We start from the raw sequence: 25,612 nt of genomic DNA, 5'->3' as shown, positions 1-25,612 counted from the left end.
CGCAAAAGGACGGCGATTTCATATAACGGTATGAATATTGCGTTATTATCGGCAGTAATGGGCTGCGATAATGCGAAGAGCGCCCACCACGGAAGAACGGGAGAAATCAGTGGCACCAGCAACACCGAGTCGCCGAGGCGAAATCTGGCAAACACTCGCCTCACTCAAGAGTGCGTGCTCAAAGCAACCATTAAAACAACGCTTCGCCGAACATGCGGATCGCAGCACGCAATTCAGCACGGAGTTGGGCGCCCTGTTTATCGATTACTCAAAGCAGCATATCGATAGCGACATTGCCAAGGCCCTGCACGCCCTCGCCCTCGATGCAGGCGTGCCCGAAAAGCTTAACGCTATGCGCAGCGGCGCGCTGTGCAACAACACCGAACAACGCAGTGCAAATTACGCCGCACTGCGAACGTGGGCGTACTCCCAACACAGCAGCGACCCCGCGATTCACACAATGTACGAAAATATGGCGGCGATCAGCGCAGGCCTGCGCAGCGGCGAACTGTGTGGCTGCACCGGCAAACCCTACAGCCATATCGTCAACATCGGTATCGGCGGCTCTGACTTTGGCCCGCGCCTGTTTACCGAAGCCCTGAAAGAGAGTGCAGAAGCCGCTTTTGAATGCCGCTTTTTAGCCAATATTGACCCGAGTTGCACCAACGAAGCCCTCGCCGATTTGCCCGCCGAGAGCACCCTCTTCATCGTTGCCTCGAAATCTTTCGGCACGCAAGAAACCTTAGCCAATGCCGCAGCGGCAAAGCGCTGGTTGGAACAGGCTCTACCGGGGCAGGATATCGGTAGGCATTTTATTGCCATAACCGCCAACCCCGACGCCGCCGCCAAGCTGGGGATTGCGCCAGACCTCACCCTCGCCGTGCCGAGCTGGGTAGGCGGGCGCTTTTCCGTCTGGTCTGGCTTTGGCCTTATCGTCGCCGCCAACTACGGCTGGCCCTGCTTCTCAGAAGTATTATTAGGCGGCGCGGAAGTTGACGAGCACATGGCAAGCAGCAGCCTTGAGAGCAACCTGCCCGCTACACTCGCGCTATTGGATGTGTGGTATCGCAACAGCTGGAATATCAGCTCTCACGCCATCCTGCCCTACTGCAACCGCCTCAAGCAGCTCCCCGACTATCTCCAGCAGCTGTTTATGGAAAGCGCCGGAAAAACGGTGGACCGTAGCGGCCACGCCCTGCCGCAACAGAGCGGCGGCGTAATATGGGGTAGCGAAGGCACCAATGGCCAGCATTCCTTCCACCAATTACTCCACCAGGGCAGCGACATCATTCCCTGCGACTTTATTGCCACGCTCAAAAACAGTGGCAAAGCTCTCGACCAACAGCAAGCCTTACTAGCGAACTGCTTTGCACAAAGCCTGGCGCTTATGCAGGGCAAATCTGCCAAAGAGGTGGAGCAAGAGCTACTACGGGACGGCTTCAGCCCTGACGAGGCCGCACAACTTGCCAAACATAAAGCCATGCCAGGCAACCGCCCCAGTACCACAATTTTGATGGACGAGCTCAGCCCCCGCGCACTCGGCAATTTGATCGCGCTGTACGAATATCGACTGATCTGCGCGAGCTTCATCTGGGACATCAACCCCTTTGACCAATGGGGGGTAGAACTTGGCAAGCAGTTAAGCCACCAACTACTGGGGAGCCTCCGAGGCGACACAGACAGCGACACCACCCCCGACAGCTCGACAGCGCAACTCATCGAGCGAGCCCGACGCGCCAATAGCTAATAACCGGACGCACTCACCACAGAAACAAAAAAGCCGGGCTATGCCCGGCTTTCTAACAAGCAACAGAAACCGCGCTTATAGCTGGGTTAGCAGCTCCTCAGTTTTCTGCTTCATCAGCGCCATGTCCGCCTCACTCTCAACGTTCAAGCGTACAACCGGCTCGGTGTTGGACATGCGCACATTAAACCGCCAGCCGTCAAAATCCATACTCAGACCGTCGGTATAATCAACGCTGCTTGCCTGCTCGGCATATTTTGCTTCAATGGCAGCAATACTGGCGCGCGCATCGTCGACCTCGCGATTAATTTCACCACTGCAGGGAAACTTGGCAACGCGCTCTTCGACCAGCGACGACAAGGCCGCAGACCTCACCGACATCAGCTGAGTAACCAGCAACCAGGGAATCATGCCACTATCGCAGTAAGCAAAGTCCCTGAAGTAGTGGTGGGCACTCATTTCACCGCCGTAGACCGCATTTTCCTTGCGCATTCGCTCTTTAATAAAGGCATGACCGGTTTTGCTCTGTACCGCCTCGCCGCCGCGCGCCTGAACAATATCGACGGTGTTCCAGGTTAAACGCGGGTCGTGAACCACTTTTTCGCCTGGAGCATTCAGCAGGAAAGTCTCGGCAAGCAAGCCCACAACGTAATAGCCTTCGATGAACTCGCCGCGCTCATCGAAAAAGAAACAGCGATCAAAGTCACCGTCCCAGGCAATACCCAGGTCAGCACCGTGCGCCTTAATGGCATCAATAGTGGGTTGACGATTCTCCACCAAAAGAGGGTTCGGCACGCCGTTCGGGAAGTTGCCATCAGCTTCGTGATGAACACGAATAAATTCAAACGGCAAATGCGGTTCCAACAGATCAACCACACGCCCAGCGCCACCATTACCGGCATTGACGACGATTTTGAGCGGCTTGAGGGCAGATACATCTACGTAGCTCAACAAGTGCTCGACATAGGCCGCACTCGTATCAAGCGACTGAAGCTGGCCACGCACCGCTGCCGGGGCTGAAAATTCGTTCTTCTCAGCAAGGGCTTTAATATCCAACAGGCCAGTGTCGCCGCTGATTGGCTTCGACTCCTCACGCACGAACTTCATGCCGTTATAATCTTTGGGATTATGACTCGCGGTGACGGCAATACCGCCATCCATTTCTGCATGCGACGTGGCAAAGTAAATTTCTTCTGTTCCACACAGGCCGATGTCGTACACATCGACCCCTGCATCGCGCAAGCCGTTAGAAACGGCTGCTTTTATTACCTCACTACTCAGGCGAATATCGTGCCCAACGACAACCTTCTTTGGCTTGATCACCTCAGCAAAGGCGCGACCAATGCGATAGGCAATATCTTCGTTGAGCTGATCGGGGATGCGACCGCGAACATCGTAGGCCTTAAAACAGCTTAGTTCTTGCACCATGAATCAACCCTGCCCGTCTTGATAGATGTTTTCGTAGACGTAGTTTGTCGCTTCGATAAATCCGGGCACGCTGCCGCAGTCAAATCGGCGGCCTCGGAATTTATACGCCAGCACGCAGCCGTTTTGCGCCTGGGTCATCAGTGCATCTGTCAGCTGAATTTCGCCGTTTTTACCCGGAGGAGTGTCGCGCAAAATATCGAAAATATCGGGCGTTAGAATATAGCGACCAATAACCGCGAGGTTACTCGGCGCGTCTTCAGCCTTGGGCTTCTCAACCATATCTTTTACTCGGTAGAGGCCACCACCCATATCATCGCCAGCAATAACACCGTATTTCTCGATGTTCTCCATTGGCACTTCCTGGATGGCGACAATGCTACAGCGGAACTGGTTATACAGCTTCACCATTTGCGCCATCACACCATCTTCGCCCGGATTCACGCACAGGTCATCGGAAAGAATAACGCCGAAGGCCTCATTGCCCACCAGGCTTTCACCGGTAAGAATGGCGTGCCCCAAGCCTTTCATTTCGCGCTGGCGCGTCATCATAAAAGTGCCTTCGCTCAACACTTTCCGAATACTGGTCAGGTAGGACTCTTTGCTGGTGCCCGCTATTTGGTTTTCAAGCTCAAAACTAATGTCGAAGTGATCAGCAATGGCGCGCTTACCGCGACCCGTTACCAGAGCAATTTGCTTAAGCCCCGCCTCAATAGACTCCTCAACACCGTACTGAACCAGTGGCTTGTTGACGATCGGCAGCATTTCTTTGGGCATCGACTTCGTCGCGGGTAGGAAGCGGGTACCGTAGCCGGCAACCGGAAAGAGACATTTCCTGATCATATTACTTGTGCATCCTGTGTTTTTTTGAAATAGCTCAGTCCGTAACGAGCCTTGTGAACGAATTTTCCCAGCAGTGCAGCAGATTCGCAATCACCGCGTAGCCTACTTTGCCCTGCTTACCAAATTATTACAGCAATGATCAGGCCAATGTTGACATTTTTGTGTGCTCAGCAGGCCCTTATGCTACTATGCGCGCTACAAATTTCTCACTGGCAAGTCTTTTTCTTATGTCTCTTACCCATAAAAATAGCTTTACAAAAGAAGAACTCATTGATTGCGGCCACGGCCGGCTCTTTGGCCCGGGCAACCCCCGCCTTCCCGTCGACAATATGCTCATGTTAGACCGCATCACTCATATTAGCGGCGAAGGTGGCGAATACGGCAAAGGCCAACTGATCGCCGAGCTCGATATCAACCCCGACCTATGGTTTTTCGACTGCCACTTTGTTGGCGACCCGGTCATGCCCGGCTGCCTGGGGCTCGATGCCATGTGGCAGCTAGTGGGCTTTTTTCTCGGGTGGCGCGGCAACAGTGGCAAAGGCCGCGCGCTGGGTGCCGGCGAAATTAAGTTCACCGGACAAATTTTACCCGACACCAAACTCGTTACCTACACACTCAACTTCAAGCGACTCATTGAACGCAAACTGGTTATGGGTATCGCCGACGGCGAGGTCGCTGTCGACGGGAAAGTTATCTACACCGCTAAAGATCTGCGGGTTGGCCTGTTCAAAGACGACGCCAGCTTCGCGTAATAACAATGCCACTAGCGTGGCAAACAAGACTCACTGACAGAACAAACATACGCTACGAGGTAGACATGAAACGTGTTGTAGTTACGGGGATGGGTATCGTCTCCAGCATTGGCAACGACATCAAACAAGCTTTGGCTTCGCTCCAAAATGGTGCATCCGGCATCACACATAACGACACCTACAAGGAAATGGGCTTTCGCAGCCATATTTCAGGCTCCATTAAAGACCTGGATTTAAAAGCCCACATTGATCGCAAGCAACTGCGCTTCATGGGCGACGCGGCAGCCTATGCTTACATCGCCATGCAAGAAGCGATTGCCGACTCCGGACTTGAAGACAAGGATATCGATAACGAGCGTACTGGCATTATTGCCGGCTCTGGTGGTGCCTCTTCGGCCAACCTCATTGAGTCTGCCGATACACTGCGCGAGCGCGGCGTAAAACGTATTGGGCCCTACCGGGTTACCCAAACCATGGGCAGCACCGTATCTGCCTGTCTGGCCACCCCCTTTAAAATAAAAGGTGTGAACTACTCTATCTCTTCAGCTTGCGCCACCAGCGCACACTGCATTGGCAACGCTGCTGAACTGATTCAGCTGGGCAAACAAGATGTTGCTTTTGCCGGCGGCGGCGAAGAAGAACACTGGTCGCTGAGCTGCCTGTTTGATGCCATGGGCGCGCTGTCTACGAAGTACAACGACACCCCCCAGCAGGCCTCCCGACCCTACGACGCTAACCGCGACGGCTTTGTTATTGCTGGCGGTGCCGGCATGATCGTTCTGGAAGAACTCGAGCACGCCAAAGCGCGCGGCGCAAAAATTTATGGCGAATTAGTCGGCTACGGCGCCACCTCCGACGGCTATGACATGGTTGCCCCAAGTGGCGAAGGCGCGGCGCGATGCATGCGCCTGGCCCTGCAAAATGTCAGCAGTGAGGTCGACTACATCAACTCACATGGCACCTCGACGCCGGCCGGCGATATGCAGGAGCTCAAGGCCATTAAACAGGCCTATGGCGAACACCCCATCCCCGTTATCGGTTCAACCAAGTCACTGGCCGGGCACTCTCTGGGGGCTACCGGCGTTCAAGAAGCCATCTTCTCGCTACTGATGATGCAAAATAACTTCATTGCCGCCTCCGCCAATATCGAGGAGCTGGATTCGGAAGCCGCCGGCATTCCAATTGCGACAGAAAAGCGCGAAAACGTGACGCTCAATACCATTATGTCTAACAGCTTTGGCTTTGGTGGCACTAACGCGAGCCTGGTGTTTAGTCGAGTTAACGACTAGCCCAAAAGCACTTGCGCATAAAAAAGCCCGCTTCTGCGGGCTTTTTTGTATGCCAAGTACGGTTATTCTTTTCGCTCTAGGCACCCAACTCAGCGAAAGAAAGACAATCGATAACCTCTCCACGCCTAAAGGTCGTACCCGGCGGCACAATTGCCAATGCATTCGCCCACGCCACTGAACTTAGCGCCCCGGAGCTTTGCTGCGGATGCAAACTCAGCACGCCCCCCTTCAGGCGCACACGCAGATACTCTTGCCGACTACCTGGCTTTAGCCATTCGAAGTCCACCGTCGCCTGAACGACGTCGGGCATCGGGTCGCTGATGCCTTGCATGGCCAACAAATACGGCCTGACGAGCAGGCAGAAGGTGACAAAACTCGACACCGGGTTGCCCGGCAAGCCAAAAAACGGCACGCCTGCAATTCGGCCGTAGGCCAAGGGCTTACCCGGCTTAATCGCCAGTTTCCATACCTTGAGCTCACCCAAGCGCTCTATCTGCGCTTTAACATGATCCTCCTCACCGGCAGAGACACCACCACTGCTTATTACCACATCGGCCAACTCAGCCGCTTGAGCCAAGGCCTCCGCAGTCGCCTCTGCCGTATCGGGGATAATTCCTAGGTCGATAAGCTCACCGCCCATTGCTGAAATCAGCGCAGCCAGCATCGGCCGGTTGGAATTGTAAATTTGCGCGGTGCCGAGCGCCTCGCCGGGCTCTCGCAATTCATCCCCGGTCGACATCAAGGCAACTTTTAAGCGCTTGGCGACACGACAGGCCGGCACCCCAACAGAGGCCAACAAGCCGAGGTCCGCGGCGCCTAGCTTGCGACCGCGTGCTACGACAACAGCCCCCTTAGCGATGTCCTGGCCACGCGGGCGAATATGCTGGCCAGTTGCTGGCGTTATCGCAACCTCAACGCCCTCGTCGGATCGCCGGCAATCCTCCTGAGCAACAACACAGTCTGCCCCTGGCGGGATAACCGCACCGGTAAAAATTCGCGCCGCGGTTCCCGGCAGCAAGGCATCGGGGGCATGGCCCGCCGCTATACGCTGGCTGATAGGCAGGGCCCGCCCTTCGGCAAGATCAGCGACCCGCAATGCATAGCCGTCCATCGCGCTATTGGCCGCCGGCGGCACATCTGTTGCCGCGACAATATCCTCCCGAAGAATGCGCCCAAATGCGGCATTCAGATCACAGCGCTCATCCCCACACAGGCTCGCATCTGCCAGTAACTCAGCCTGTACTTCCGCCACCGGGCGCAGCGCCATTATTAGTGACCTCTGCGAGTATTTAACACACCCACAAAATTGCAGGGGCGATGACGGCTATCGAGCTGCTCCGCGATAAGCCGCGTCCACGCGGTTCGGCATGCCCCCGTAGAACCTGGCATGCAAAATATCACGGTATTATTAGCAAAGCCGGCAAGGGCTCGCGACTGGATGGTCGACGAGCCAATTTCTTCGTAAGACACGGCGCGAAAGACCTCGCCAAAGCCTTCAATGTGCTTGTCAAAAAGTACCGACACCGCCTCTGGCGTGGAGTCCCGGCCAGAAAATCCGGTACCACCAGTGACCAGCACAGCGTCAATGTTTTCATCGGCGATCCAAGCGGATAGCGCAGCGCGAATTTGATAAATATCGTCTTTCACTATCTGCTTATCCGCCTGCCGGTGACCGGCCTCTTGCAGAGCGGTACATAGGTAGTGCCCGGAGCTATCAGAAGCCTCATCTCGAGTATCCGATACGGTCAGCACCGCGATCGACAGAGCTGAAAACGCGTCAGAGGCGCTCATCGCAATCATCCTCACAAAGGGTTTTAATCATTTTGGGCAACCAGGATCGCCACGCTAATTGCTTAATGCCGAAATTACGTAATAAACGCTCACAGCGGAGTACCCGCGAATCCGTCACCCACCCCCAGCCATCGCCATCAATTGAAATATCGGGGGGAGTCGCCAGATATTGCCCGGCATGGGCGTAGGCCACTTCGGCAAATGCATAGGCGCTAGTGGCACCGCTGCTTTGATAGTGATAGATACCCCGGCACAGCGCACCACAGGAAAGCTGGTCAATCATTGCCGACAACACCCGGGCAAGGTCACCAACCGGCGTCGGAGCACTCTGCTGAGAATCATCAAGACCAAGCGCTTGGCCCGCTTTAAGCGCCTTGATAAAGGCGGACAGTAAATTATCACCGTCGGTCGCAATAAGTGGCCCCGTGCGCAGGATAAGCGCCTGCAATGGCGCAGATAGCAGCTGCTCTTCCATTGCCGCCAGACGGACAGCATCCTGACCTTGAGGGGCTGGGGTGGCATTTTCTGCCACCGGCTCTTCGCGATCCAACGCCGCGACAACCCGGGCATCACTCAGCCCCAAATAACACCGCAGTTTCGGACCTACAGCACTTATTAGCTCCGCCTGAATATCAACGACGGCGTCGGTGACGGGTTCGCCCGGTGTTAAAAGGGCGTTAATGAGAATCGCACCGTCGGCCAAGTGCGGTTGCGCCAATAATTCAGAGGGCTTTAGTTGCAGCAATTCCCGGCCCCGGGAGTTCAGCTGCGCTTGCAGGGCCGCCGCTAACGCGGAGTCTTCACAGAGTAGTAACACGCTCACCGTTTCGCCCACTGCCGCCTTCATCTAGACATTGCACAACACTTTTCTGGGACGTTAATCCCGCCGCCGCCCCATCGGCGCTCACCAACTGCGAAGACATCTCTTAGAACGGGATATCGTCATCAAAGTCGTCAAAACCTGGAGCAGGAGCGTTTTGCTGGGCGGGCGCTTGCTGCTGCGGAGGGGCTTGGCGCTGCGGTGCTGATGGAGCAGGTGCTGCTTGGCGACGCTGCTGAGGCGCCGGCGCTTGGGAGTAGCCATCGTCGCCATAACCACCAGACATGCCACCACCGCTACGGCTGTCGAGCATTTGCATTTCAGCGGCAACAATCTCGGTGGTGTAACGGTCTTGGCCACTTTGATCCTGCCATTTGCGAGTGCGCAGAGATCCCTCAACGTAGACCTTTGAGCCTTTTTTCAAATACTCACCCGCAATTTCAGCCAGCCGATTGAAGAACACCACCCGGTGCCATTCTGTCCGCTCTTGCGGTTGGCCAGTTTGCTTGTCCTTCCACGTCTCACTGGTCGCGATGGTGACATTTGTCACGGCTCCCCCAGAAGGCATATATCGAGTCTCTGGGTCTTGGCCAAGATTCCCCACCAAGATAACTTTGTTGATACCTCGCGCCATGCGCACTCTCCTATTATTACTGTCTGCGGCCTGCCAAATGACAGTCACCACTATACCGGATTCTGCCGGAACCCGTCATTAGTCCCGGCGGTAAAGCTCCGCGGGCAACTGAGCTAAATCAAAGCCCTTGGATACTCGCAGATAGGCCTGGCGCTCGTCCTCAAAGACCGTCACGTCTAATGTGCCCGGCAGACACAATACCTCGTTTCGCAAACGCTCATACCCCCAGCCGCCCTGCGGCCAGCTTAGGGTAACGCTAATATTCTGAACAGGAAGCACCATGCCGACGGTGCACGCCAGCCAAAGTAAACCGGCAAGACCCGCCGCAAGAAATACTGCAGCTTCTCCCCAGTGTCCCAGCACCCATCCCCCTAGCGCACCGCCGCAAAACGCGCCCATGAATTGGAAGCTGGCAAAAACGCCCATCGCCGTGCCCTTGCCCCCCGCATATACGCTGCGACTCAACAACGCAGGTAACGATGCTTCGAGGTAGTTAAAAGCCGTAAAGAACAGCAGCAACACTGCCAAGACCGAAACCAATGAGAACGGTAATACCGACGCGAGCAGCAATACCCCCGCCAAGAGGGCGATCGCAAGGCGCAAAATCAGCGCCTGCCATGACTTCTTCTCGGCAACAATTAATGCCGGAACCATCAACACAAACGCGGCGGCCATAACAGGCAAGTACACCATCCAATGCTCGGCAGGCGCCAGCCCCAGCTCGGTAAGGCGGGCTGGCAACACCAAAAATAGTGCCATCATGGCCATATGCAGGACGAAAACCCCCACATTCAAACGCATCAAAGACGGACTGCGAATACAGCGCAACAACAAGCTTGCCAGTGGTCGGGCGCTCGGGTCGCGAGACTGGATGCGCGAGGACGGCACCACAAAGACGGCCACCACCACGCCGAGTATGGCGAGCGCCGAGGTCAACAAGAATAACGCCGGAACACCAAAGCTGGCCGCAACGCCGGGGCCAACCACCATTGCTACCGCGAAGGAAACCCCAATGCTGACACCGATGGCGGCCATCGCCTTACTGCGGTGCTGCTCTCGCGTTAAGTCGGCAACGGTCGCCGTAAGCGTGCTGGCTATTGCCCCCGCCCCCTGCATAAGCCGACCAAATATCACCGTAAATATCGATTCAGCAGATGCTGCAAGCACACCGCCAGCGGCAAACAACAGCAAGCCCGCCACAATAACCGGCTTGCGACCAATCCTGTCCGACAGCATACCGAGCGGAATTTGCAGCACAGCCTGCCCGAGGCCATAGATACCCAGCGCAAGACCAACCAAAACCGGTGTGCTAAAAGCGTAGTCCGCAGCATAGAGAGGTAAAACCGGCAGCAGCATAAACAAGCCGAGCATGCGGAATACGTATAAACAGGCCAACGCTGCAACAGCGCGACGCTCCAGCGCAGACATGGAGGAGTTCAAGTGCGGAAAATTCCCGAGCGGTGATCAATGAAGTAACCGCCAGTAGTCTACCAGTTTGCCGCCCCCTAAAAAACCAGTTGGCCTTTGCGCCGCCTTGATTCCGCCCCGTATAATGTTGGGTTTGTTTTATCGGGGTTTGTAATGGATCGGATTATCGTTCGCGGTGCTCGCACCCACAATCTGAAGAATATCGACCTGGAGATTCCCCGTGACAAGCTGGTTGTCATCACCGGCTTGTCTGGCTCTGGCAAATCGTCCCTAGCCTTTGACACGCTGTACGCTGAAGGTCAGCGGCGCTACGTTGAGTCGCTGTCGACCTATGCACGGCAGTTCCTGTCCATGATGGAAAAGCCCGATGTCGACCACATCGACGGTTTGTCGCCAGCCATTTCTATTGAGCAAAAGTCGACCTCTCACAACCCGCGCTCGACCGTGGGCACCATCACCGAGATCTACGACTACTTGCGCCTGCTGTTTGCCCGCGCCGGCGAACCGCGCTGCCCCGATCACGACGCGCCACTGGCCGCACAGACGGTGAGCCAAATGGTCGACACGGTTTTATCTCTCCCCGAGGGCAGTAAGATGATGATGCTCGCCCCGGTGATCAAAAACCGCAAAGGCGAACACCTTCATGTGCTAGACAAACTGCGCAGCCAGGGTTTCGTGCGTGCGCGTATCGACGGCATCGTCGTCGATTTGGATGACGCCCCCACGCTCGATAAGAAAAAGAAACATTCCATAGACGTGGTCGTCGACCGCTTCAAAGTGCGCAGCGATTTAGCCCAACGTCTGGCCGAGTCTTTCGAGACCGCCCTGGAGCTCACCGACGGCATTGCCAGCGTTGCCGACATGGATGACCCAAGCAAAGCAGAGCTTAGCTTTTCCGCTAAATTTGCCTGCCCTCACTGTGGCTATAGCTTAAGCGAATTAGAGCCCAGACTGTTTTCCTTCAACAGCCCGCTTGGAGCATGTGGCAGCTGCGACGGACTCGGCGTTAGACAATTCTTTGATGAGTCACGCATTGTGCAGCATCCCGAGGCCAGCCTCTCCACGGGGGCGATCCGCGGCTGGGATCGGCGCAGCGTTTATTATTTTCATATGTTGAAGTCACTGGCCGAACACTACGATTTCGACATTGACGCGCCATTCGAATCCCTGAGCAAAGCAAATAAGCAGCGCATTTTGCACGGCAGCGGTGACGAGGAGATCAGCTTTACCTATATCAATGATCGCGGCGACAGCTTCCAACGCAAGCACCGCTTCGAAGGCGTTATTCCCAATATGGAACGCCGCTATCGAGACACCGAGTCGCAGACTGTACGCGAAGACCTGAGTAAATTCCTGAGCACTCACGCGTGCCCGGACTGTCAGGGCACGCGACTGCGCAAGGAAGCTAGGCATGTCTTTATCGAAGAGCAAACGCTGCCCGATATTGCCTCGATGCCGGTGGGCGCCGCCAAACAGTATTTCGAAAATTTAGCGTTGAGCGGTCGCCGGGCGCAAATAGCTGAAAAAATATTGAAAGAGATCAACGACCGCCTGCGCTTTCTGGTGGATGTTGGCCTGAATTACCTGAGCCTCGACCGCAGTGCCGATACCCTTTCAGGGGGTGAGGCACAGCGCATCCGTCTCGCCAGCCAGATCGGCGCAGGCCTCGTAGGCGTGATGTATATCCTGGATGAACCGTCGATAGGCCTGCACCAACGCGACAACGAACGACTTCTCAACACCCTGCGCCACCTGCGCGATATCGGAAATACCGTCATTGTTGTTGAACATGATGAAGACGCGATACGCACTGCCGACCACATTATTGATATCGGCCCCGGGGCAGGTGTTCACGGTGGCCAAGTCGTGGCAGAGGGAAGCTTGGACGACATACTAAGCAGTGAGCAATCCCTTACTGGCGATTATTTGTCCGGGAAACGCTGTATCGCGATCCCCACAGCGCGCCACCAACCGGATCCCGAACGCTACATTCACCTAGAAGGCGCCATAGGCAACAACCTCCAAGACGTCGACTTGCATATCCCCCTGGGCTTGATGACCTGCATTACCGGTGTCTCAGGCTCAGGGAAATCAACGCTGATCAACCACACCCTGTACCCGATTGCTGCGACTGTGTTGAACGGCGCCACCACGCTGAAACCCGCACCATATAGCGACATCAAGGGCTTGGATCTCGTCGATAAATGCATCGACATCGACCAGAGCCCAATAGGCCGAACCCCTCGCTCCAATCCGGCGACCTATACCGGAATCTTTACCCCCATCCGAGAGCTTTTCGCCGGCACTCAGGAGGCACGATCCAGAGGCTACAAAGTTGGCCGCTTTAGCTTTAACGTCAAGGGCGGCCGCTGCGAAGCCTGCCAAGGTGACGGGGTTACTAAGGTGGAGATGCATTTCCTGCCAGACATCTACGTCGCCTGCGAGGTTTGCCAGGGCAAACGCTATAATCGCGAGACACTCGACATTTTATATAAAGGAAAAAACATCCACGAAGTGCTGGAGATGACCGTCGAAGACGCCAACAGCTTCTTCGAAAATGTGCCAGCTATTGCGAAAAAGCTTCAAACGCTAATGGACGTCGGCCTGAGCTATATTCGCCTGGGCCAGGCGGCAACAACCCTGTCGGGTGGTGAAGCGCAGCGGGTAAAGCTTGCCAAAGAACTCTCCAAGCGCGACACCGGCAAAACCCTTTACATTCTCGATGAGCCAACCACCGGCCTGCACTTCGAGGACATTCAACTGCTATTGACGGTACTCCACCGGCTGCGTGACCACGGTAACACCGTGGTGGTCATCGAGCACAATCTCGATGTTATTAAGACCGCCGACTGGCTTGTTGATCTGGGGCCCGAAGGCGGCAGCGGTGGCGGTCAAATCATCGCCGAGGGAAGCCCTGAAACACTTGCACAAGTTGCCGCGTCCCACACCGGGCGCTTTTTAAAACCCATGCTCAAGTAATACGGCAAGCTATTACTAATCAACAGGCATAAAAAAAGCCGGCATAGCCGGCATTTTTTATGCTGTCGAAACAGCGAAGAGCTTACTCTTCGTCGTCTTCGATCTCATCCGCAACTGGGCGATCAACTAGCTCGACGTAAGCCATAGGAGCTTTGTCGCCAGTACGCAGACCACACTTCATAATGCGAATGTAACCGCCTGGGCGAGCCGCGTAACGCGGGCCAAGCTCGTTGAACAACTTACCCACTGCCTCGTCGCTACGCAGACGCGCAAAGGCCAAACGGCGGTTTGCAACACTATCTGTTTTTGCGAGAGTAATCAGTGGCTCCGCGTGACGGCGAAGTTCCTTGGCTTTAGGCAGAGTCGTTTTAATCAATTCGTGCTCTACCAATGAAGCCGTCATATTGCGAAACATCGCTTTGCGATGCGAGCTATTGCGGTTCAATTGACGGCCGCTATGACGATGACGCATGGCTTTTTCCTTTAATAAACGTTGCTATCTCAGCAAAATAATCTTCGGTTCAATGCTTACGCAAGAACCCGGTCGTCGTTTCTCAGGCTAGCTGGTGGCCAATTGTCCAGGCGCAAGCCCAAAGACAAGCCACGAGAAGCCAATACATCTTTGATCTCAGTCAGAGACTTCTTGCCGAGGTTCGGCGTTTTCAGAAGCTCAACTTCGGTACGCTGTACCAGGTCACCGATGTAGTAAATATTTTCAGCTTTCAGACAGTTCGCACTGCGCACGGTCAACTCGAGATCGTCGACAGGGCGAAGCAGGATAGGATCGACTTCGTTCTCTTCACGCGAGGGCTCTTTCTCACCTTCGCTTTCAAGATCAACGAACACCGCCAGCTGCTGCTGAAGAATAGTCGCCGCGCGACGGATCGCCTCTTCAGGATCAATGGTGCCGTTGGTTTCGAGATCCAGTACCAACTTGTCGAGGTCGGTGCGCTGCTCTACCCGCGCATTTTCTACAACGTAGCTAACGCGGCTGATTGGGCTGTAGCTAGCATCCAACTGCAAACGACCGATAGAGCGTGTCTCTTCCTCGCCACCGTTGCGAACGTCGGCGGGGACATAGCCACGACCGCGAGCAACCGTGAGGCGCATATTCAGCTCGCCACCAGAATTCAGGTTGGCGATGACGTGATCCTGGTTGACGATTTCAACTTCATGGTCAGTCTGAATATCACCAGCAGTTACCGGGCCTTCGCCTTTTTTGCTGAGTGTTAATACAGCTTGGTCTTTACCATGAAGAATCACCGCCACTTCTTTCAGGTTAAGCAGGATTTCGATAACGTCTTCCTGAACACCTTCCATTGCGCTGTATTCGTGCAACACACCGTCGATTTCAGCTTCGGTCACCGCACAACCAGGCATTGAAGACAGCAAAATACGGCGCAAGGCGTTACCCAGGGTATGCCCAAAACCACGCTCAAGCGGCTCCAAGGTGACTTTCGCGCGAGTTTGACCCTGCTCTTCAACCTGGATCACTCGCGGTGTTAAAAATTCATTCACTGCACTTTGCATAGATCACCTGTAGTGAGAATGTCCGGAAATAACTTACTTCGAGTAAAGCTCAACGATCAGCTGTTCATTGATCTCTGAAGACAAGTCGCTACGGTCTGGTGCATTTTTGTAAACGGCTTCCATTTTGTCGCTGTTTACATCAATCCAAGACACGTCGCCGCGCTGTGCTGCAAGTGCAAGTGCGGACTGAACACGAAGTTGCTTCTTCGCTTTTTCACGCAGGCTAATCACGTCACCAGGCTGAACCTGATAAGACGGTACGTTAACGGTCTGGCCATTAACGAGGATACCTTTATGTGATACCAACTGACGCGCTTCGGCACGAGTAGAACCGAAACCAATACGGTATACAACATTGTCCAAACGGCCTTCGAGGTATTGCAGCAGGTTTTCACCAGTTGCGCCCTTCTTGCTTGCCGCTTTCTTGTAGTAGCTACGGAATTGCTTTTCCAGAACACCGTACATACGACGAACTTTTTGCTTTTCGCGAAGCTGAACGCCGTAGTCGGACAAACGTCCGCGACGCGCACCGTGCATACCGGGAGCGTTTTCGGCTTTGCACTTAGAATCCAGAGGACGAACGCCACTCTTCAAAAACAGGTCAGTGCCTTCCCGTCTTGCTAATTTACAGCTCGGGCCTAAATATCTAGCCATGTTAACTATTCCTCAACTGTTAATTACACGCGACGTTTCTTGGGAGGACGGCAACCATTATGGGGGATGGGCGTCACGTCTGTGATGTTGGTGATCTTGTAGCCGCAGTTGTTCAAAGCGCGAACAGCCGACTCACGGCCAGGTCCGGGACCTTTAACTTCCACGTCAAGATTTTTAAGACCGTAGTCTTTCGCAGCATTACCCGCGCGCTCTGCTGCAACCTGTGCCGCAAAGGGGGTGCTTTTACGCGAACCGCGGAAACCACTACCACCAGCTGTTGCCCAGCTCAGAGTGTTTCCCTGGCGGTCTGTAATGGTGATAATGGTGTTGTTGAATGACGCATGAATATGCGCGACGCCATCGACAACGGTCTTTTTGACCTTCTTGCGAGGCGCTTGCTTGCCTGGTTTAGCCATGTTTACTTCCTGCTTCTAATATCAACACTACACTAGTGGTGTAGCTACACTAAAGGCGCTTTGCTGCTTCGCAATTACTTGCGAATCGGCTTACGTGGACCCTTGCGAGTACGCGCGTTAGTTTTCGTACGCTGACCACGCAGGGGAAGACCCTTACGGTGACGCAGACCACGGAAACAGCCAAGGTCCAGCAGACGCTTGATGTTCATAGATACTTCGCGGCGCAGATCGCCTTCTACCGTCATTTTGGCAATTGCGTTACGCAGTGAATCGAGCTGCTCTTCAGTCAGGTCAGCGATTTTCGCGTCTTCCGCAATGTTGTTGCCCGCGCACAATTTTTTAGCAGTTGTGCGACCAATTCCGTAGATATAAGTCAACGAAATAACGGCATGCTTGTTATCTGGTATGTTAACACCCGCAATACGAGCCATTCAGATTACTCCAATTAAAGCTTTAACTTTTAACGCTTGACAAAATCTGGCCAGATGAACAGACCCCGCGCGAAAGGCGCCGTAGTCTATCTACAACCGGGCCGGGTTTCAAGCCCAGCGACCAAATTTTGCTCAGCCCTGCCGCTGCTTATGACGTGGCTCTGCGCTACAGATAACGCGAACAACACCTTTGCGACGAACGATTTTGCAGTTGCGGCAAATTTTCTTTACCGATGCACGAACTTTCATGACGACACTCCAAACAAATTGCTGCGCCGCGATTAGCGGGCGCCGCTACCGTAATTTTTCAGGTTAGCTTTTTTCATCACCGAGTCGTATTGGTGAGACATCATGTGCGACTGTACTTGTGCCATGAAGTCCATAACCACGACCACTACGATCAGCAGAGATGTACCACCCAGATAGAACGGAACGTTCCACATAACTACCAAAAACTGTGGCAGCAGGCAGACACCGGCGATATATAGCGAACCAAACATTGTCAGGCGAGTAAGCACATCATCAATGTAACTTGCCGTCTGCTTACCAGGGCGAATACCTGGCAAAAAAGCACCTGAACGCTTCAAGTTATCCGCTACTTCATCCGGGTTAAACATCAACGCGGTGTAGAAGAAGCAGAAGAAGACAATCAAGGCTGTAAATAGAATGATATTGAGTGGTTGACCTGGGCCAATAGCCAATGCCAACTCTTGCAGCCACTCCATACCCTCATTACTTTGTCCTACCCACTGCGCGATAGACGCAGGGAACAGCAGAATCGAGGACGCGAAAATAGCAGGTATAACACCGGCCATGTTCACCTTAAGAGGCAAATGACTTGACTGAGCCTGATACATCCGGTTGCCGCGTTGCTGCTTGGCGTAGTTCACCGTGATGCGGCGCTGGCCACGCTCAATGAAGACCACCAAGTAGATTACCGCAACTGCCAGAACCAAAATCGCCAGCAATACCAGTACGTTCAACTCGCCTTGACGAGCCTGCTCTAAAGATTGCCCAACAGCCGAAGGCAGCCCTGCAACAATACCGGCGAAAATCAGCATAGAAATACCGTTACCGATACCTCGCTCGGTGACTTGCTCGCCGAGCCACATCATGAAGACAGCGCCCGTTACCAGAGAAACCACCGCGGTGAAGTAAAAGCTGATATCCGCATTAAAGGCGAGGCCCTGGTTAGCCAGGCCAACCGTCATACCTGTCGCTTGCAATAAGGCCAACACCACCGTCAAATAGCGGGTGTACTGACTAATTTGTCTGCGGCCGGCTTCACCTTCCTTCTTAAGGGCTTCCAGCTGCGGGCTCACGGCGGACATTAGCTGCATAATAATGGATGCAGAAATGTAAGGCATGATACCCAAAGCCAGAATACTCATGCGCTCTAGTGCACCACCAGAGAACATATTAAACAGGCCAAGAACCGTACCCTGATTTTGATTAAACAGGGCGGCGAGTTGATCCGGGTTGATGCCGGGCACCGGAATGTGGGTGCCGATGCGATAGACAATTATCGCCAACAACAGAAAACGAAGGCGAGCCATAAGCTCGCCTAGTCCGGACTGCTTTCCAGTTGTCAAAGGACTGGATTTCGCCATGGGTTATAGTTCCCTATTCTTCGACTTTGCCGCCAGCTTTTTCGATAGCTTCGCGGGCGCCTTTAGTCACAGCCAAACCTTTAACTGTAACAGCCTTGGTCACATCACCAGAGAGAAAGACTTTCGCTCTCTCAATGTTGTTTGACACCAGGTCGGCACGCTTCAACGCATCCAGATCGACAACATCTTCGCCAACAGCATTCAGCTCAGAAGTACGAATCTGTGCGGTTACAGAGGCCATGCGAGAAGTAAAACCATACTTCGGCAGGCGTTTCTGCAAAGGCATTTGGCCGCCTTCGAAACCGGGACGTACGCTACCGCCTGAACGAGACTTCAGACCTTTGTGGCCACGACCCGCAGTTTTACCCAAGCCGCTACCGATACCGCGTCCAACCCGCTTGCCGTCTTTAACACGACCTGGGGCGGGGCTCAGCGTGTTTAAACGCAACTCGCTCATTTTTTAACCCTCAACACGAATCAGATAGTTAACTTTATTGATCATGCCACGTACTGAAGGAGTGTCTTCCACTTCGACAGTGTGACCAATGCGACGCAGACCCAGGCCCGCAACGCAGGCTTTGTGAGCCTTCAATCGGCCCGCTACTGAGCGGACCTGTGTAACTTTAATCTTGCTCATAATGAATCCTGCCCCTTTTTTAGCCCAGGATATCTTCTACCGATTTGCCGCGCTTCGCTGCGACTTCTTCAGGAGAAGAGATACTTTGCAGTGCCTTAATTGTTGCACGCACTACGTTTACCGGGTTGGTAGACCCATAGCACTTGGCGAGTACGTTGTGTACACCCGCAATTTCAAGCACAGAACGCATCGCACCACCGGCGATAACACCAGTACCTTCTGACGCCGGCTGCATGTAGACCTTAGAGGCCCCATGAACACCTTTTACTGCGTATTGCAGGGTATCGCCCTTGATATCCACCTGGACCATGTTGCGGCGAGCCGCTTCCATTGCCTTCTGGATGGCGACAGGCACTTCACGAGCCTTGCCGCGGCCGAAACCCACTTTGCCGTTGCCGTCACCTACCACGGTCAGCGCGGTGAAACTGAAAATACGACCGCCCTTGACCACTTTGGCAACACGGTTAACCTGAACCAGTTTTTCCTGGAGGCCTTCTGTGTTTGCTTTGTCTTTCTGCTCGTTGTACGCCATCGCCTAAACCTTAGAATTCCAATCCGCCTTCACGGGCAGCATCTGCCAGCGCCTTGACTCGACCGTGGAAACGGAATCCACTGCGATCAAAAGCGACCTTTGTTACACCCGCAGCCTTAGCACGGTCTGCAATCAGCTTGCCAACGCCAGCCGCTGCACCGATATTGCCACTTGATGCGCTACGCAACTCTTTGTCCAGTGTCGAAGCACTGGCAAGAACGCGATCACCTTCTGCTGCAATCAGTTGCGCATACATATGGCGCGGAGTGCGATGAATGCACAGACGAACCGCTCGCAGTTCGCGCATTTTAGCGCGAGCTCGGCGTGCACGACGTAATCTTGAAACTTTCTTATCGCTCATATGCTAGCCTTTACTTTTTCTTCGCTTCTTTACGACGAACAACTTCGTCTTCGTAGCGAACACCTTTACCTTTATAGGGCTCGGGCGGACGGAAGGCGCGGATTTCCGCGGCAACCTTGCCGAGAACCTGCTTATCACTACCTGTCAGAACAATTTCCGTCTGAGAGGGAGTTTCTGCTTTAACCCCTTCGGGCAAATCGTAGTCAATGGGGTGGGAGAAACCCAGCACCAAATTGACAGACTTACCGCTTGCTTTGGCACGATAACCAACACCGTTCAGGATCAACTTACGCTGAAAACCTTCGCTGACGCCGATCACCATGTTGTTGGCCAAGGCGCGAGTGGTTCCCGCCATTGCCCAACCATTTTTTGCACCTTCACGGGCAGCAAATACAAGCTGACCATCTTCTTGTTTAACTTCGACGGACTCGTGCAGCGGCATGGACATGTTGCCATTCTTGCCTTTAACCGCAATGCTGTCGGCGCCGAGTGTGACTTCAACCCCTTTTGGGAGAGCCACTGGACTTTTCGCTACTCTGGACATTTTAGAAAACTCTTCTAACCGTCGATTTAGAAAACAGTGCAGAGCACTTCGCCACCAACACCCGCTGCACGTGCAGCGCGGTCTGTCATCACACCACGGCTGGTGGAGACAATGGCAATACCCAGTCCGGCACGTACTTCCGGAAGATCTTCTTTACCCGCATAAGCGCGCAGACCTGGGCGGCTAACACGCTGAATTTCAGCGATAACCGGTTTACCTTGAAAATATTTCAGCTCGATGCTCAGAGTGGCTTTACCAGCGTTATCGTCTACACGAGAACCGGCGATGTAGCCTTCCTGCTCAAGTACATTGGCTACCGCCTTTTTCAGCTTAGAAGAAGGCATTTGAACCTCAGTCTTCCCAGCCATCTGAGCGTTGCGGATGCGGGTCAGCATATCCGCTAAAGGATCTTGCATGCTCATGTTTTGCTCCCATTTATCGCCGCGTTATCGCGCGACAGCAAAATTCTCAATCTTACCAGCTGGCCTTAACCAGACCAGGCACATCGCCACGCATCGCAGCTTGGCGCAGTTGGTTACGGCACAGGCCGAACTTGCGGTAAACACCGTGAGGGCGACCAGTTACCTGGCAACGACGGCGCTGACGAACAGGGCTCGCATCACGCGGCAGCTTCTGCAGCTTAACCTGGGCGTCCCACTTTTCTTCATCGCTTGCGTCAACGCTGGCGATAATAGCCTTAAGTTCAGCACGCTTAGCGGCGTATTTGGCGACTGCGCGAGCACGTTTTACTTCGCGCGCTTTCATTGACTGCTTTGCCATATCCCTAACCCCTTAAGCTTTGAACGGGAAGTTGAACGCTTTCAACAACGCTCGACCTTCATCATCGTTACGCGCTGACGTGGTGATAGTAATATCCAAGCCACGTAGGGTATCGACTTTATCGTAATCAATTTCCGGGAAAATGATCTGCTCAGTCACACCCATCGCAAAGTTACCGCGACCGTCAAATGACTTAGGGCTGATACCACGGAAGTCACGTACACGTGGGATAGCAACAGAGATCAAGCGATCCAGAAATTCATACATACGCTCACGGCGCAGCGTGACTTTACAGCCAATCGGCCAACCGTCACGAATTTTAAAGCCCGCAATTGATTTACGCGCTTTGGTTACCACAGGCTTTTGACCGCTGATTTTCTCAAGGTCAGCCAGAGCAGCTTCCAATACTTTCTTGTCGCCCGCGGCTTCACCCACACCCATGTTCAGAGTGATCTTGGTAATACGGGGAACTTCCATCGCGTTAGCGAGACCCAGCTCTTCAATAAGCTTGGCGCGCAACTCGTTGTTATACAGTTCGCTTAATCGTGCCATTTTCTAATAACCCCTACGCGTCGATCGCTTCGCCGCTGGATTTAAATACGCGGGTCTTAGTGCCGTCTTCAGCAACTTTGAAGCCCACCCGATCCGCTTTATTCGAAGACGGATTATAAATCGCGACGTTCGACACCTGGATAGGCGCCTCTTTCTCAACGATACCGCCGGCCACACCCAGCTGTGGGTTTGGACGTTGGTGCTTCTTGATCATATTGATGCCGGAGACCAGCACGCGATTTTCGTCCAGTACTTTCTGTACCTTGCCGCGCTTGCCTTTGTCTTTACCGGTTAAGACGATAACTTCGTCTTCACGTTTAATCTTGCGCATTATGCTGACCTCAGTCTTCTCTTCAGCGAACCAATTACAGTACTTCAGGTGCCAGAGAGATAATCTTCATGAACTTCTCACCACGCAGCTCTCGCGTCACCGGCCCAAAAATACGCGTGCCGATAGGAGCCAAACTGGCGTTCAGCAGTACTGCTGCATTGTCGTCGAACTTAATCAGCGAACCATCGCCGCGACGAACGCCTTTCTTGGTGCGAACTACGACCGCTGTCATTACCTGACCTTTTTTCACTTTGCCGCGAGGAATTGCCTCTTTGACAGTGACTTTGATCAGATCGCCGACACGAGCGTAACGACGGTGTGAGCCGCCAAGCACTTTGATGCACATAACGCGACGCGCGCCACTGTTATCTGCAACTTCCAAATAGCTTTCTGTTTGAATCATTTCTTACTCCAAAGCAGTCAACTGTGCATCAAGCCATTGAACACAGGCCGCCGGCCAAATTAAATCTGCTTAGCCGTCTCTTCAACGCGCAGCAAAGTCCATGACTTACTCTTAGACAGCGGACGCGTCTCACAAACTGTTACCACGTCTCCAGTCTTGCACTCATTATTCTCATCATGAGCGTGGACTTTAGAAGAACGGGTCAAGTACTTACCGTAGATTGGGTGTTTCACACGACGCTCTACCAGTACAGTGATGGTTTTATCCATCTTGTCGCTAACTACCTTACCGGTGGCGGTACGAGCGCTCTTTGCTGCTTCTGACATTTTAATTACCTGCCTTTTCCTGGAGCACAGTCTTAATGCGCGCGATTTCTTGACGGGTCTGCTTCAGCAGATGCGTCTGCGCCAACTGGCCGGTACTTTTCTGCATGCGCAGCTTGAATTGCTCTTCGAGCAACTTCAGCAGCTGGGCATTGAGCTCGTCTACTGACTTTTCGCGTAATTCAATAGCGTTCATTACATCACCACCCGCTTAACAAATTGGGTTGCTACCGGAATCTTAGCTGCTGCCAGTGCAAAGGCTTCACGCGCCAGCTCTTCGGGCACACCTTCTACTTCATACAGCACTTTACCGGGTTGAATTTGGGCAACCCAATATTCAACGTTACCCTTACCTTTACCTTGACGAACCTCGAGAGGCTTCTCAGTAATTGGCTTATCCGGGAAAACGCGGATCCAGATTTTACCGCCACGTTTAATGTGACGAGTCATGGCACGACGAGCTGCCTCGATCTGGCGAGCGGTGATACGACCGCGTCCGACTGCTTTCAGGCCGAAATCACCAAAGCTGACCCGGCTGCCGCGTTCTGCCAGACCGCGATTGCGGCCCTTCTGTACCTTGCGAAACTTTGTGCGCTTCGGCTGTAACATGTGCGTAACCCTTACTCTGAACCTTTCTTAGCCTTGGCTTCGACTGCTTCGTTTCTGTTCCCCAGGATTTCACCCTTGAAGATCCAGACCTTGACACCGATGATGCCGTAGGTAGTCGCTGCCTCGTATGTGGCGTAGTCGATATCTGCGCGCAGAGTGTGGAGAGGTACACGACCTTCCCGGTACCACTCAGTACGTGCGATCTCAGCACCACCAACACGGCCACTAACTTGTACTTTGATGCCTTCCGCGCCTTGGCGCATTGCATTCTGTACCACACGCTTCATCGCGCGACGGAACATAACGCGGCGCTCAAGCTGCTGTGCAACATTCTGTGCAACCAGCTTCGCATCAAGATCCGGCTTGCGAACCTCTTCAATGTTAATGTGCACGGGTACAGACATGCGCTTGCTGAGCTCTTTGCGCAGCTTCTCAACGTCTTCACCCTTTTTGCCAATAACAATGCCAGGGCGTGCAGTGTGAATAGTAATGCGTGCGGTTTGTGCCGGACGCTCGATCACAATGCGGCTAACAGAAGCGTGCGCCAACTTCTCTTCCAAGTACTCGCGAACTTGGATGTCAGTCACCAGCTGTTGTGCGTACTGTTTGCTGCCTGCATACCAGACAGAGTTGTGATCTTTTACAATTCCGAGCCGGATGCCGGTCGGGTGTACTTTCTGACCCATTTGGTCTCTCCTACTAACCTTCGCCGTCGGCTACTTTAATCGTGATATGACAAGACCGCTTCAAGATGCGATCGGCCCGGCCTTTTGCACGGGGGCGCAGACGCTTCATCGTCATACCCTCGTCGACAAAGATTGTCGAAACTCGCAACTCATCAACATCAGCACCTTCGTTGTGCTCGGCGTTGGCGATTGCAGAGTTCAGCACCTTCTTAATGATGCCGGCTGCCTTTTTGGAGCTAAACGTCAACAAATCCAGCGCTTCTTCTACACCCTTGCCGCGAATCTGGTCAGCAACCAAACGGGCCTTCTGGGCGGAGATACGTGCGCCTTTTAAACGTGCCGCTACTTCCATCGTTTATGCCTCTCCCAGCCCAAGCTTAACGCTTGGCCTTTTTATCAGCCACGTGCCCCTTGTAGGTGCGAGTCGCGGCGAATTCACCCAATTTGTGCCCAACCATATCCTCGGTAACCATCACCGGAACATGTTGACGACCGTTGTGTACCGCGATGGTTAAACCAACCATCTCGGGGAGAATCATAGAACGACGCGACCAGGTCTTGATCGGACGACGATCGTTTTTCTCAACCGCTGTCTCTACCTTCTTCAAAAGATGAAGATCGATAAACGGTCCTTTCTTCAATGAACGTGGCACAAGCTAATCCTCTTTACTCTGACTGCGCTTATTTTCTGCGATCACGCACAATCAGCTTATCTGTACGCTTATTTTTACGGGTCTTATACCCTTTAGTCGGAACACCCCAAGGAGTTACAGGATGACGACCACCAGAGGTACGACCTTCACCACCACCATGTGGGTGATCAACGGGGTTCATAGCCACACCGCGAACGGTAGGACGAACACCACGCCAACGCGCCGCACCGGCTTTACCCAACTTACGCAGGCTGTGCTCGCTGTTTGACACCTCGCCCAATGTGGCGCGGCACTCAGCAAGAATCTTGCGCATTTCGCCGCTGCGCAAACGCACAGTGGCATATTGGCCTTCACGTGCAACCAACTGCACTGATGCACCCGCACTACGAGCGATCTGAGCACCTTTACCAGGCTTCATCTCGATGCAGTGAATTGTGCTACCAACTGGAATATTACGCAGCGGCAGCGCGTTACCGGGCTTGATCGGTGCTGACTCACCTGAGAGCACTTCATCACCTGCGGCAACACCTTTAGGTGCAATCACATAGCGACGCTCACCGTCCGCGTACTTAAGCAGTGCAATATACGCAGTACGGTTAGGGTCATATTCCAAACGCTCAACAACAGCAGGAATGCCATCTTTGTTGCGCTTAAAATCGATAATACGGTAGTGCTGCTTGTGACCACCACCAACGTGGCGAGTTGTGATACGCCCGTTGTTGTTACGACCACCATTGCGCGACTGACTCTCAAGCAAGGCCTTATGCGGAGCGCCTTTGTGCAGCTCTGCATTAACCACTCGAACGACGTGACGGCGTCCGGGAGAGGTCGGTTTACTTTTTACAATTGCCATTT

35 protein-coding genes are annotated in these 25,612 nt (G+C 53.8%); 4 read left to right on the top strand and 31 right to left on the bottom strand.

Translation table 11 applies throughout. The features are described from left to right. Positions 1 to 109 precede the first annotated feature (109 nt). A complete protein-coding gene (gene pgi / locus ABNS66_RS03465) occupies positions 110 to 1,747 on the top strand; it encodes a glucose-6-phosphate isomerase (protein ID WP_286837606.1) in 1,638 nt (545 codons plus the stop codon). Positions 1,748 to 1,822: 75 nt separating this feature from the next. Here the strand turns inward: pgi and ABNS66_RS03460 are convergent, their stop codons facing one another. Continuing rightward, positions 1,823 to 3,172 carry a phosphomannomutase gene (locus tag ABNS66_RS03460; RefSeq protein ID WP_286837607.1) on the bottom strand — a complete coding sequence of 450 codons (1,350 nt, stop codon included), beginning with the start codon at positions 3,170 to 3,172 and terminating at the stop codon, positions 1,823 to 1,825. Between the two features lie 3 nt (positions 3,173 to 3,175). Further along, on the bottom strand, positions 3,176 to 4,012 hold the full coding sequence (galU, locus tag ABNS66_RS03455; protein WP_286694249.1) for a UTP--glucose-1-phosphate uridylyltransferase GalU: 837 nt from the start codon (positions 4,010 to 4,012) through the stop codon (positions 3,176 to 3,178). Positions 4,013 to 4,239: 227 nt separating this feature from the next. Between galU and fabA the strand changes: the two genes are divergently transcribed. Both fabA and fabB read left to right on the top strand, forming a co-directional pair. Beyond that, positions 4,240 to 4,764 (top strand): bifunctional 3-hydroxydecanoyl-ACP dehydratase/trans-2-decenoyl-ACP isomerase, encoded by a 525-nt coding sequence (gene fabA / locus ABNS66_RS03450; protein ID WP_286837609.1) that lies wholly within the window; start codon positions 4,240 to 4,242, stop codon positions 4,762 to 4,764. A 65-nt stretch (positions 4,765 to 4,829) separates the two neighbouring features. Further along, positions 4,830 to 6,053: a beta-ketoacyl-ACP synthase I gene (gene fabB / locus ABNS66_RS03445; protein WP_286837610.1), complete on the top strand. Its 1,224-nt coding sequence runs from the start codon at positions 4,830 to 4,832 to the stop codon at positions 6,051 to 6,053. Between the two features lie 76 nt (positions 6,054 to 6,129). Here the strand turns inward: fabB and glp are convergent, their stop codons facing one another. From glp to ABNS66_RS03420, 5 genes are all read right to left on the bottom strand, one after another. Continuing rightward, positions 6,130 to 7,320 (bottom strand): gephyrin-like molybdotransferase Glp, encoded by a 1,191-nt coding sequence (glp, locus tag ABNS66_RS03440; RefSeq protein WP_286837612.1) that lies wholly within the window; start codon positions 7,318 to 7,320, stop codon positions 6,130 to 6,132. A gap of 2 nt (positions 7,321 to 7,322) precedes the next feature. Further along, positions 7,323 to 7,844, bottom strand: coding sequence for a molybdenum cofactor biosynthesis protein B (moaB, locus tag ABNS66_RS03435; RefSeq protein ID WP_286837613.1), 522 nt, complete (start codon positions 7,842 to 7,844; stop codon positions 7,323 to 7,325). Beyond that, entirely contained in the window at positions 7,831 to 8,691 is an 861-nt protein-coding gene (locus ABNS66_RS03430; RefSeq protein WP_286837615.1) for a sugar nucleotide-binding protein, read from the bottom strand. Before ABNS66_RS03430 ends, moaB begins: the two co-directional genes overlap by 14 nt. A 79-nt stretch (positions 8,692 to 8,770) precedes the next feature. Beyond that, positions 8,771 to 9,298, bottom strand: coding sequence for a single-stranded DNA-binding protein (gene ssb, locus ABNS66_RS03425; RefSeq protein WP_027874890.1), 528 nt, complete (start codon positions 9,296 to 9,298; stop codon positions 8,771 to 8,773). 78 nt (positions 9,299 to 9,376) lie between these two features. Continuing rightward, entirely contained in the window at positions 9,377 to 10,726 is a 1,350-nt protein-coding gene (locus tag ABNS66_RS03420) for an MFS transporter (RefSeq protein ID WP_286694243.1), read from the bottom strand. Positions 10,727 to 10,879: 153 nt separating this feature from the next. On the opposite strand from ABNS66_RS03420, the gene uvrA reads away from it, so the two are divergent. After that, positions 10,880 to 13,705: an excinuclease ABC subunit UvrA gene (uvrA, locus tag ABNS66_RS03415; RefSeq protein WP_286837316.1), complete on the top strand. Its 2,826-nt coding sequence runs from the start codon at positions 10,880 to 10,882 to the stop codon at positions 13,703 to 13,705. Positions 13,706 to 13,787: 82 nt separating this feature from the next. Here the strand turns inward: uvrA and rplQ are convergent, their stop codons facing one another. The 24 genes from rplQ to rplB all read right to left on the bottom strand — a co-directional run bounded on the left by rplQ (position 13,788) and on the right by rplB (position 25,610). Further along, positions 13,788 to 14,177 carry a 50S ribosomal protein L17 gene (rplQ, locus tag ABNS66_RS03410; protein ID WP_027874887.1) on the bottom strand — a complete coding sequence of 130 codons (390 nt, stop codon included), beginning with the start codon at positions 14,175 to 14,177 and terminating at the stop codon, positions 13,788 to 13,790. A gap of 56 nt (positions 14,178 to 14,233) precedes the next feature. Continuing rightward, positions 14,234 to 15,235, bottom strand: coding sequence for a DNA-directed RNA polymerase subunit alpha (gene rpoA, locus ABNS66_RS03405; protein WP_027874886.1), 1,002 nt, complete (start codon positions 15,233 to 15,235; stop codon positions 14,234 to 14,236). Between the two features lie 33 nt (positions 15,236 to 15,268). Next, complete coding sequence (gene rpsD / locus ABNS66_RS03400; RefSeq protein WP_027874885.1) at positions 15,269 to 15,889, bottom strand: 30S ribosomal protein S4; 621 nt, start codon at positions 15,887 to 15,889, stop codon at positions 15,269 to 15,271. 23 nt (positions 15,890 to 15,912) lie between these two features. Further along, a complete protein-coding gene (gene rpsK / locus ABNS66_RS03395) occupies positions 15,913 to 16,305 on the bottom strand; it encodes a 30S ribosomal protein S11 (protein WP_022960548.1) in 393 nt (130 codons plus the stop codon). Positions 16,306 to 16,379: 74 nt separating this feature from the next. Then, complete coding sequence (rpsM, locus tag ABNS66_RS03390; RefSeq protein ID WP_027874884.1) at positions 16,380 to 16,736, bottom strand: 30S ribosomal protein S13; 357 nt, start codon at positions 16,734 to 16,736, stop codon at positions 16,380 to 16,382. Between the two features lie 132 nt (positions 16,737 to 16,868). Continuing rightward, a complete protein-coding gene (rpmJ, locus tag ABNS66_RS03385; protein WP_084495682.1) occupies positions 16,869 to 16,985 on the bottom strand; it encodes a 50S ribosomal protein L36 in 117 nt (38 codons plus the stop codon). Between the two features lie 32 nt (positions 16,986 to 17,017). Beyond that, a complete protein-coding gene (gene secY, locus ABNS66_RS03380) occupies positions 17,018 to 18,346 on the bottom strand; it encodes a preprotein translocase subunit SecY (protein WP_027874883.1) in 1,329 nt (442 codons plus the stop codon). 13 nt (positions 18,347 to 18,359) lie between these two features. Next, a complete protein-coding gene (gene rplO / locus ABNS66_RS03375; protein ID WP_204995350.1) occupies positions 18,360 to 18,794 on the bottom strand; it encodes a 50S ribosomal protein L15 in 435 nt (144 codons plus the stop codon). A 12-nt stretch (positions 18,795 to 18,806) separates the two neighbouring features. Continuing rightward, complete coding sequence (gene rpmD / locus ABNS66_RS03370) at positions 18,807 to 18,983, bottom strand: 50S ribosomal protein L30 (protein WP_027874881.1); 177 nt, start codon at positions 18,981 to 18,983, stop codon at positions 18,807 to 18,809. Between the two features lie 19 nt (positions 18,984 to 19,002). Continuing rightward, a complete protein-coding gene (gene rpsE / locus ABNS66_RS03365) occupies positions 19,003 to 19,515 on the bottom strand; it encodes a 30S ribosomal protein S5 (RefSeq protein WP_027874880.1) in 513 nt (170 codons plus the stop codon). 10 nt (positions 19,516 to 19,525) lie between these two features. Further along, the gene (gene rplR, locus ABNS66_RS03360) at positions 19,526 to 19,876 is read right to left on the bottom strand and encodes a 50S ribosomal protein L18 (RefSeq protein ID WP_027874879.1); all 351 of its coding nucleotides are present in this window, start codon (positions 19,874 to 19,876) and stop codon (positions 19,526 to 19,528) included. 10 nt (positions 19,877 to 19,886) lie between these two features. Further along, a complete protein-coding gene (rplF, locus tag ABNS66_RS03355; protein WP_027874878.1) occupies positions 19,887 to 20,420 on the bottom strand; it encodes a 50S ribosomal protein L6 in 534 nt (177 codons plus the stop codon). 26 nt (positions 20,421 to 20,446) lie between these two features. After that, positions 20,447 to 20,842, bottom strand: a complete 396-nt coding sequence (gene rpsH / locus ABNS66_RS03350) for a 30S ribosomal protein S8 (protein ID WP_027874877.1) — start codon at positions 20,840 to 20,842, stop codon at positions 20,447 to 20,449. Between the two features lie 52 nt (positions 20,843 to 20,894). Beyond that, complete coding sequence (gene rpsN / locus ABNS66_RS03345) at positions 20,895 to 21,200, bottom strand: 30S ribosomal protein S14 (RefSeq protein WP_027874876.1); 306 nt, start codon at positions 21,198 to 21,200, stop codon at positions 20,895 to 20,897. A 12-nt stretch (positions 21,201 to 21,212) separates the two neighbouring features. After that, positions 21,213 to 21,752, bottom strand: coding sequence for a 50S ribosomal protein L5 (rplE, locus tag ABNS66_RS03340; RefSeq protein ID WP_027874875.1), 540 nt, complete (start codon positions 21,750 to 21,752; stop codon positions 21,213 to 21,215). 13 nt (positions 21,753 to 21,765) lie between these two features. After that, positions 21,766 to 22,083, bottom strand: coding sequence for a 50S ribosomal protein L24 (rplX, locus tag ABNS66_RS03335; protein WP_027874874.1), 318 nt, complete (start codon positions 22,081 to 22,083; stop codon positions 21,766 to 21,768). Positions 22,084 to 22,117: 34 nt separating this feature from the next. After that, complete coding sequence (gene rplN / locus ABNS66_RS03330; protein WP_027874873.1) at positions 22,118 to 22,486, bottom strand: 50S ribosomal protein L14; 369 nt, start codon at positions 22,484 to 22,486, stop codon at positions 22,118 to 22,120. Positions 22,487 to 22,545: 59 nt separating this feature from the next. After that, a complete protein-coding gene (gene rpsQ, locus ABNS66_RS03325) occupies positions 22,546 to 22,812 on the bottom strand; it encodes a 30S ribosomal protein S17 (protein WP_027874872.1) in 267 nt (88 codons plus the stop codon). Position 22,813: 1 nt separating this feature from the next. Next, entirely contained in the window at positions 22,814 to 23,005 is a 192-nt protein-coding gene (rpmC, locus tag ABNS66_RS03320) for a 50S ribosomal protein L29 (RefSeq protein ID WP_027874871.1), read from the bottom strand. Next, on the bottom strand, positions 23,005 to 23,418 hold the full coding sequence (rplP, locus tag ABNS66_RS03315; protein ID WP_027874870.1) for a 50S ribosomal protein L16: 414 nt from the start codon (positions 23,416 to 23,418) through the stop codon (positions 23,005 to 23,007). The genes rpmC and rplP overlap by 1 nt, the downstream gene beginning before the upstream one ends. Before the next feature lie 11 nt (positions 23,419 to 23,429). Beyond that, positions 23,430 to 24,104, bottom strand: a complete 675-nt coding sequence (rpsC, locus tag ABNS66_RS03310; RefSeq protein ID WP_027874869.1) for a 30S ribosomal protein S3 — start codon at positions 24,102 to 24,104, stop codon at positions 23,430 to 23,432. 13 nt (positions 24,105 to 24,117) lie between these two features. Next, complete coding sequence (gene rplV, locus ABNS66_RS03305) at positions 24,118 to 24,456, bottom strand: 50S ribosomal protein L22 (RefSeq protein ID WP_027874868.1); 339 nt, start codon at positions 24,454 to 24,456, stop codon at positions 24,118 to 24,120. Between the two features lie 25 nt (positions 24,457 to 24,481). Then, positions 24,482 to 24,757, bottom strand: coding sequence for a 30S ribosomal protein S19 (gene rpsS, locus ABNS66_RS03300; protein ID WP_027874867.1), 276 nt, complete (start codon positions 24,755 to 24,757; stop codon positions 24,482 to 24,484). A gap of 28 nt (positions 24,758 to 24,785) precedes the next feature. After that, positions 24,786 to 25,610: a 50S ribosomal protein L2 gene (rplB, locus tag ABNS66_RS03295; protein ID WP_204995042.1), complete on the bottom strand. Its 825-nt coding sequence runs from the start codon at positions 25,608 to 25,610 to the stop codon at positions 24,786 to 24,788. Between the last annotated feature and the right edge of the window lie 2 nt (positions 25,611 to 25,612).

The sequence above is a fragment of the uncultured Spongiibacter sp. genome, from assembly GCF_964011655.1.
Taxonomy (GTDB): domain Bacteria; phylum Pseudomonadota; class Gammaproteobacteria; order Pseudomonadales; family Spongiibacteraceae; genus Spongiibacter; species Spongiibacter marinus.
This window is presented reverse-complemented; position numbering and strand designations above follow the sequence as displayed.

Coding starts and splice junctions, on each gene's coding strand:
- ABNS66_RS03460 (WP_286837607.1), bottom strand. CDS start 3,172: ATGGTGCAAGAACTAAGCTGTTTTAAGGCCTACGATGTTCGCGGTCGC.
- galU (WP_286694249.1), bottom strand. CDS start 4,012: ATGATCAGGAAATGTCTCTTTCCGGTTGCCGGCTACGGTACCCGCTTC.
- fabA (WP_286837609.1), top strand. CDS start 4,240: ATGTCTCTTACCCATAAAAATAGCTTTACAAAAGAAGAACTCATTGAT.
- fabB (WP_286837610.1), top strand. CDS start 4,830: ATGAAACGTGTTGTAGTTACGGGGATGGGTATCGTCTCCAGCATTGGC.
- glp (WP_286837612.1), bottom strand. CDS start 7,320: ATGGCGCTGCGCCCGGTGGCGGAAGTACAGGCTGAGTTACTGGCAGAT.
- moaB (WP_286837613.1), bottom strand. CDS start 7,844: ATGAGCGCCTCTGACGCGTTTTCAGCTCTGTCGATCGCGGTGCTGACC.
- ABNS66_RS03430 (WP_286837615.1), bottom strand. CDS start 8,691: ATGAAGGCGGCAGTGGGCGAAACGGTGAGCGTGTTACTACTCTGTGAA.
- ssb (WP_027874890.1), bottom strand. CDS start 9,298: ATGGCGCGAGGTATCAACAAAGTTATCTTGGTGGGGAATCTTGGCCAA.
- ABNS66_RS03420 (WP_286694243.1), bottom strand. CDS start 10,726: ATGTCTGCGCTGGAGCGTCGCGCTGTTGCAGCGTTGGCCTGTTTATAC.
- uvrA (WP_286837316.1), top strand. CDS start 10,880: ATGGATCGGATTATCGTTCGCGGTGCTCGCACCCACAATCTGAAGAAT.
- rplQ (WP_027874887.1), bottom strand. CDS start 14,177: ATGCGTCATCGTCATAGCGGCCGTCAATTGAACCGCAATAGCTCGCAT.
- rpoA (WP_027874886.1), bottom strand. CDS start 15,235: ATGCAAAGTGCAGTGAATGAATTTTTAACACCGCGAGTGATCCAGGTT.
- rpsD (WP_027874885.1), bottom strand. CDS start 15,889: ATGGCTAGATATTTAGGCCCGAGCTGTAAATTAGCAAGACGGGAAGGC.
- rpsK (WP_022960548.1), bottom strand. CDS start 16,305: ATGGCTAAACCAGGCAAGCAAGCGCCTCGCAAGAAGGTCAAAAAGACC.
- rpsM (WP_027874884.1), bottom strand. CDS start 16,736: ATGGCTCGTATTGCGGGTGTTAACATACCAGATAACAAGCATGCCGTT.
- rpmJ (WP_084495682.1), bottom strand. CDS start 16,985: ATGAAAGTTCGTGCATCGGTAAAGAAAATTTGCCGCAACTGCAAAATC.
- secY (WP_027874883.1), bottom strand. CDS start 18,346: ATGGCGAAATCCAGTCCTTTGACAACTGGAAAGCAGTCCGGACTAGGC.
- rpmD (WP_027874881.1), bottom strand. CDS start 18,983: ATGAGCAAGATTAAAGTTACACAGGTCCGCTCAGTAGCGGGCCGATTG.
- rpsE (WP_027874880.1), bottom strand. CDS start 19,515: ATGGCGTACAACGAGCAGAAAGACAAAGCAAACACAGAAGGCCTCCAG.
- rplR (WP_027874879.1), bottom strand. CDS start 19,876: ATGAGCGATAAGAAAGTTTCAAGATTACGTCGTGCACGCCGAGCTCGC.
- rplF (WP_027874878.1), bottom strand. CDS start 20,420: ATGTCCAGAGTAGCGAAAAGTCCAGTGGCTCTCCCAAAAGGGGTTGAA.
- rpsH (WP_027874877.1), bottom strand. CDS start 20,842: ATGAGCATGCAAGATCCTTTAGCGGATATGCTGACCCGCATCCGCAAC.
- rpsN (WP_027874876.1), bottom strand. CDS start 21,200: ATGGCAAAGCAGTCAATGAAAGCGCGCGAAGTAAAACGTGCTCGCGCA.
- rplE (WP_027874875.1), bottom strand. CDS start 21,752: ATGGCACGATTAAGCGAACTGTATAACAACGAGTTGCGCGCCAAGCTT.
- rplX (WP_027874874.1), bottom strand. CDS start 22,083: ATGCGCAAGATTAAACGTGAAGACGAAGTTATCGTCTTAACCGGTAAA.
- rplN (WP_027874873.1), bottom strand. CDS start 22,486: ATGATTCAAACAGAAAGCTATTTGGAAGTTGCAGATAACAGTGGCGCG.
- rpsQ (WP_027874872.1), bottom strand. CDS start 22,812: ATGTCAGAAGCAGCAAAGAGCGCTCGTACCGCCACCGGTAAGGTAGTT.
- rpmC (WP_027874871.1), bottom strand. CDS start 23,005: ATGAACGCTATTGAATTACGCGAAAAGTCAGTAGACGAGCTCAATGCC.
- rplP (WP_027874870.1), bottom strand. CDS start 23,418: ATGTTACAGCCGAAGCGCACAAAGTTTCGCAAGGTACAGAAGGGCCGC.
- rpsC (WP_027874869.1), bottom strand. CDS start 24,104: ATGGGTCAGAAAGTACACCCGACCGGCATCCGGCTCGGAATTGTAAAA.
- rplV (WP_027874868.1), bottom strand. CDS start 24,456: ATGGAAGTAGCGGCACGTTTAAAAGGCGCACGTATCTCCGCCCAGAAG.
- rplB (WP_204995042.1), bottom strand. CDS start 25,610: ATGGCAATTGTAAAAAGTAAACCGACCTCTCCCGGACGCCGTCACGTC.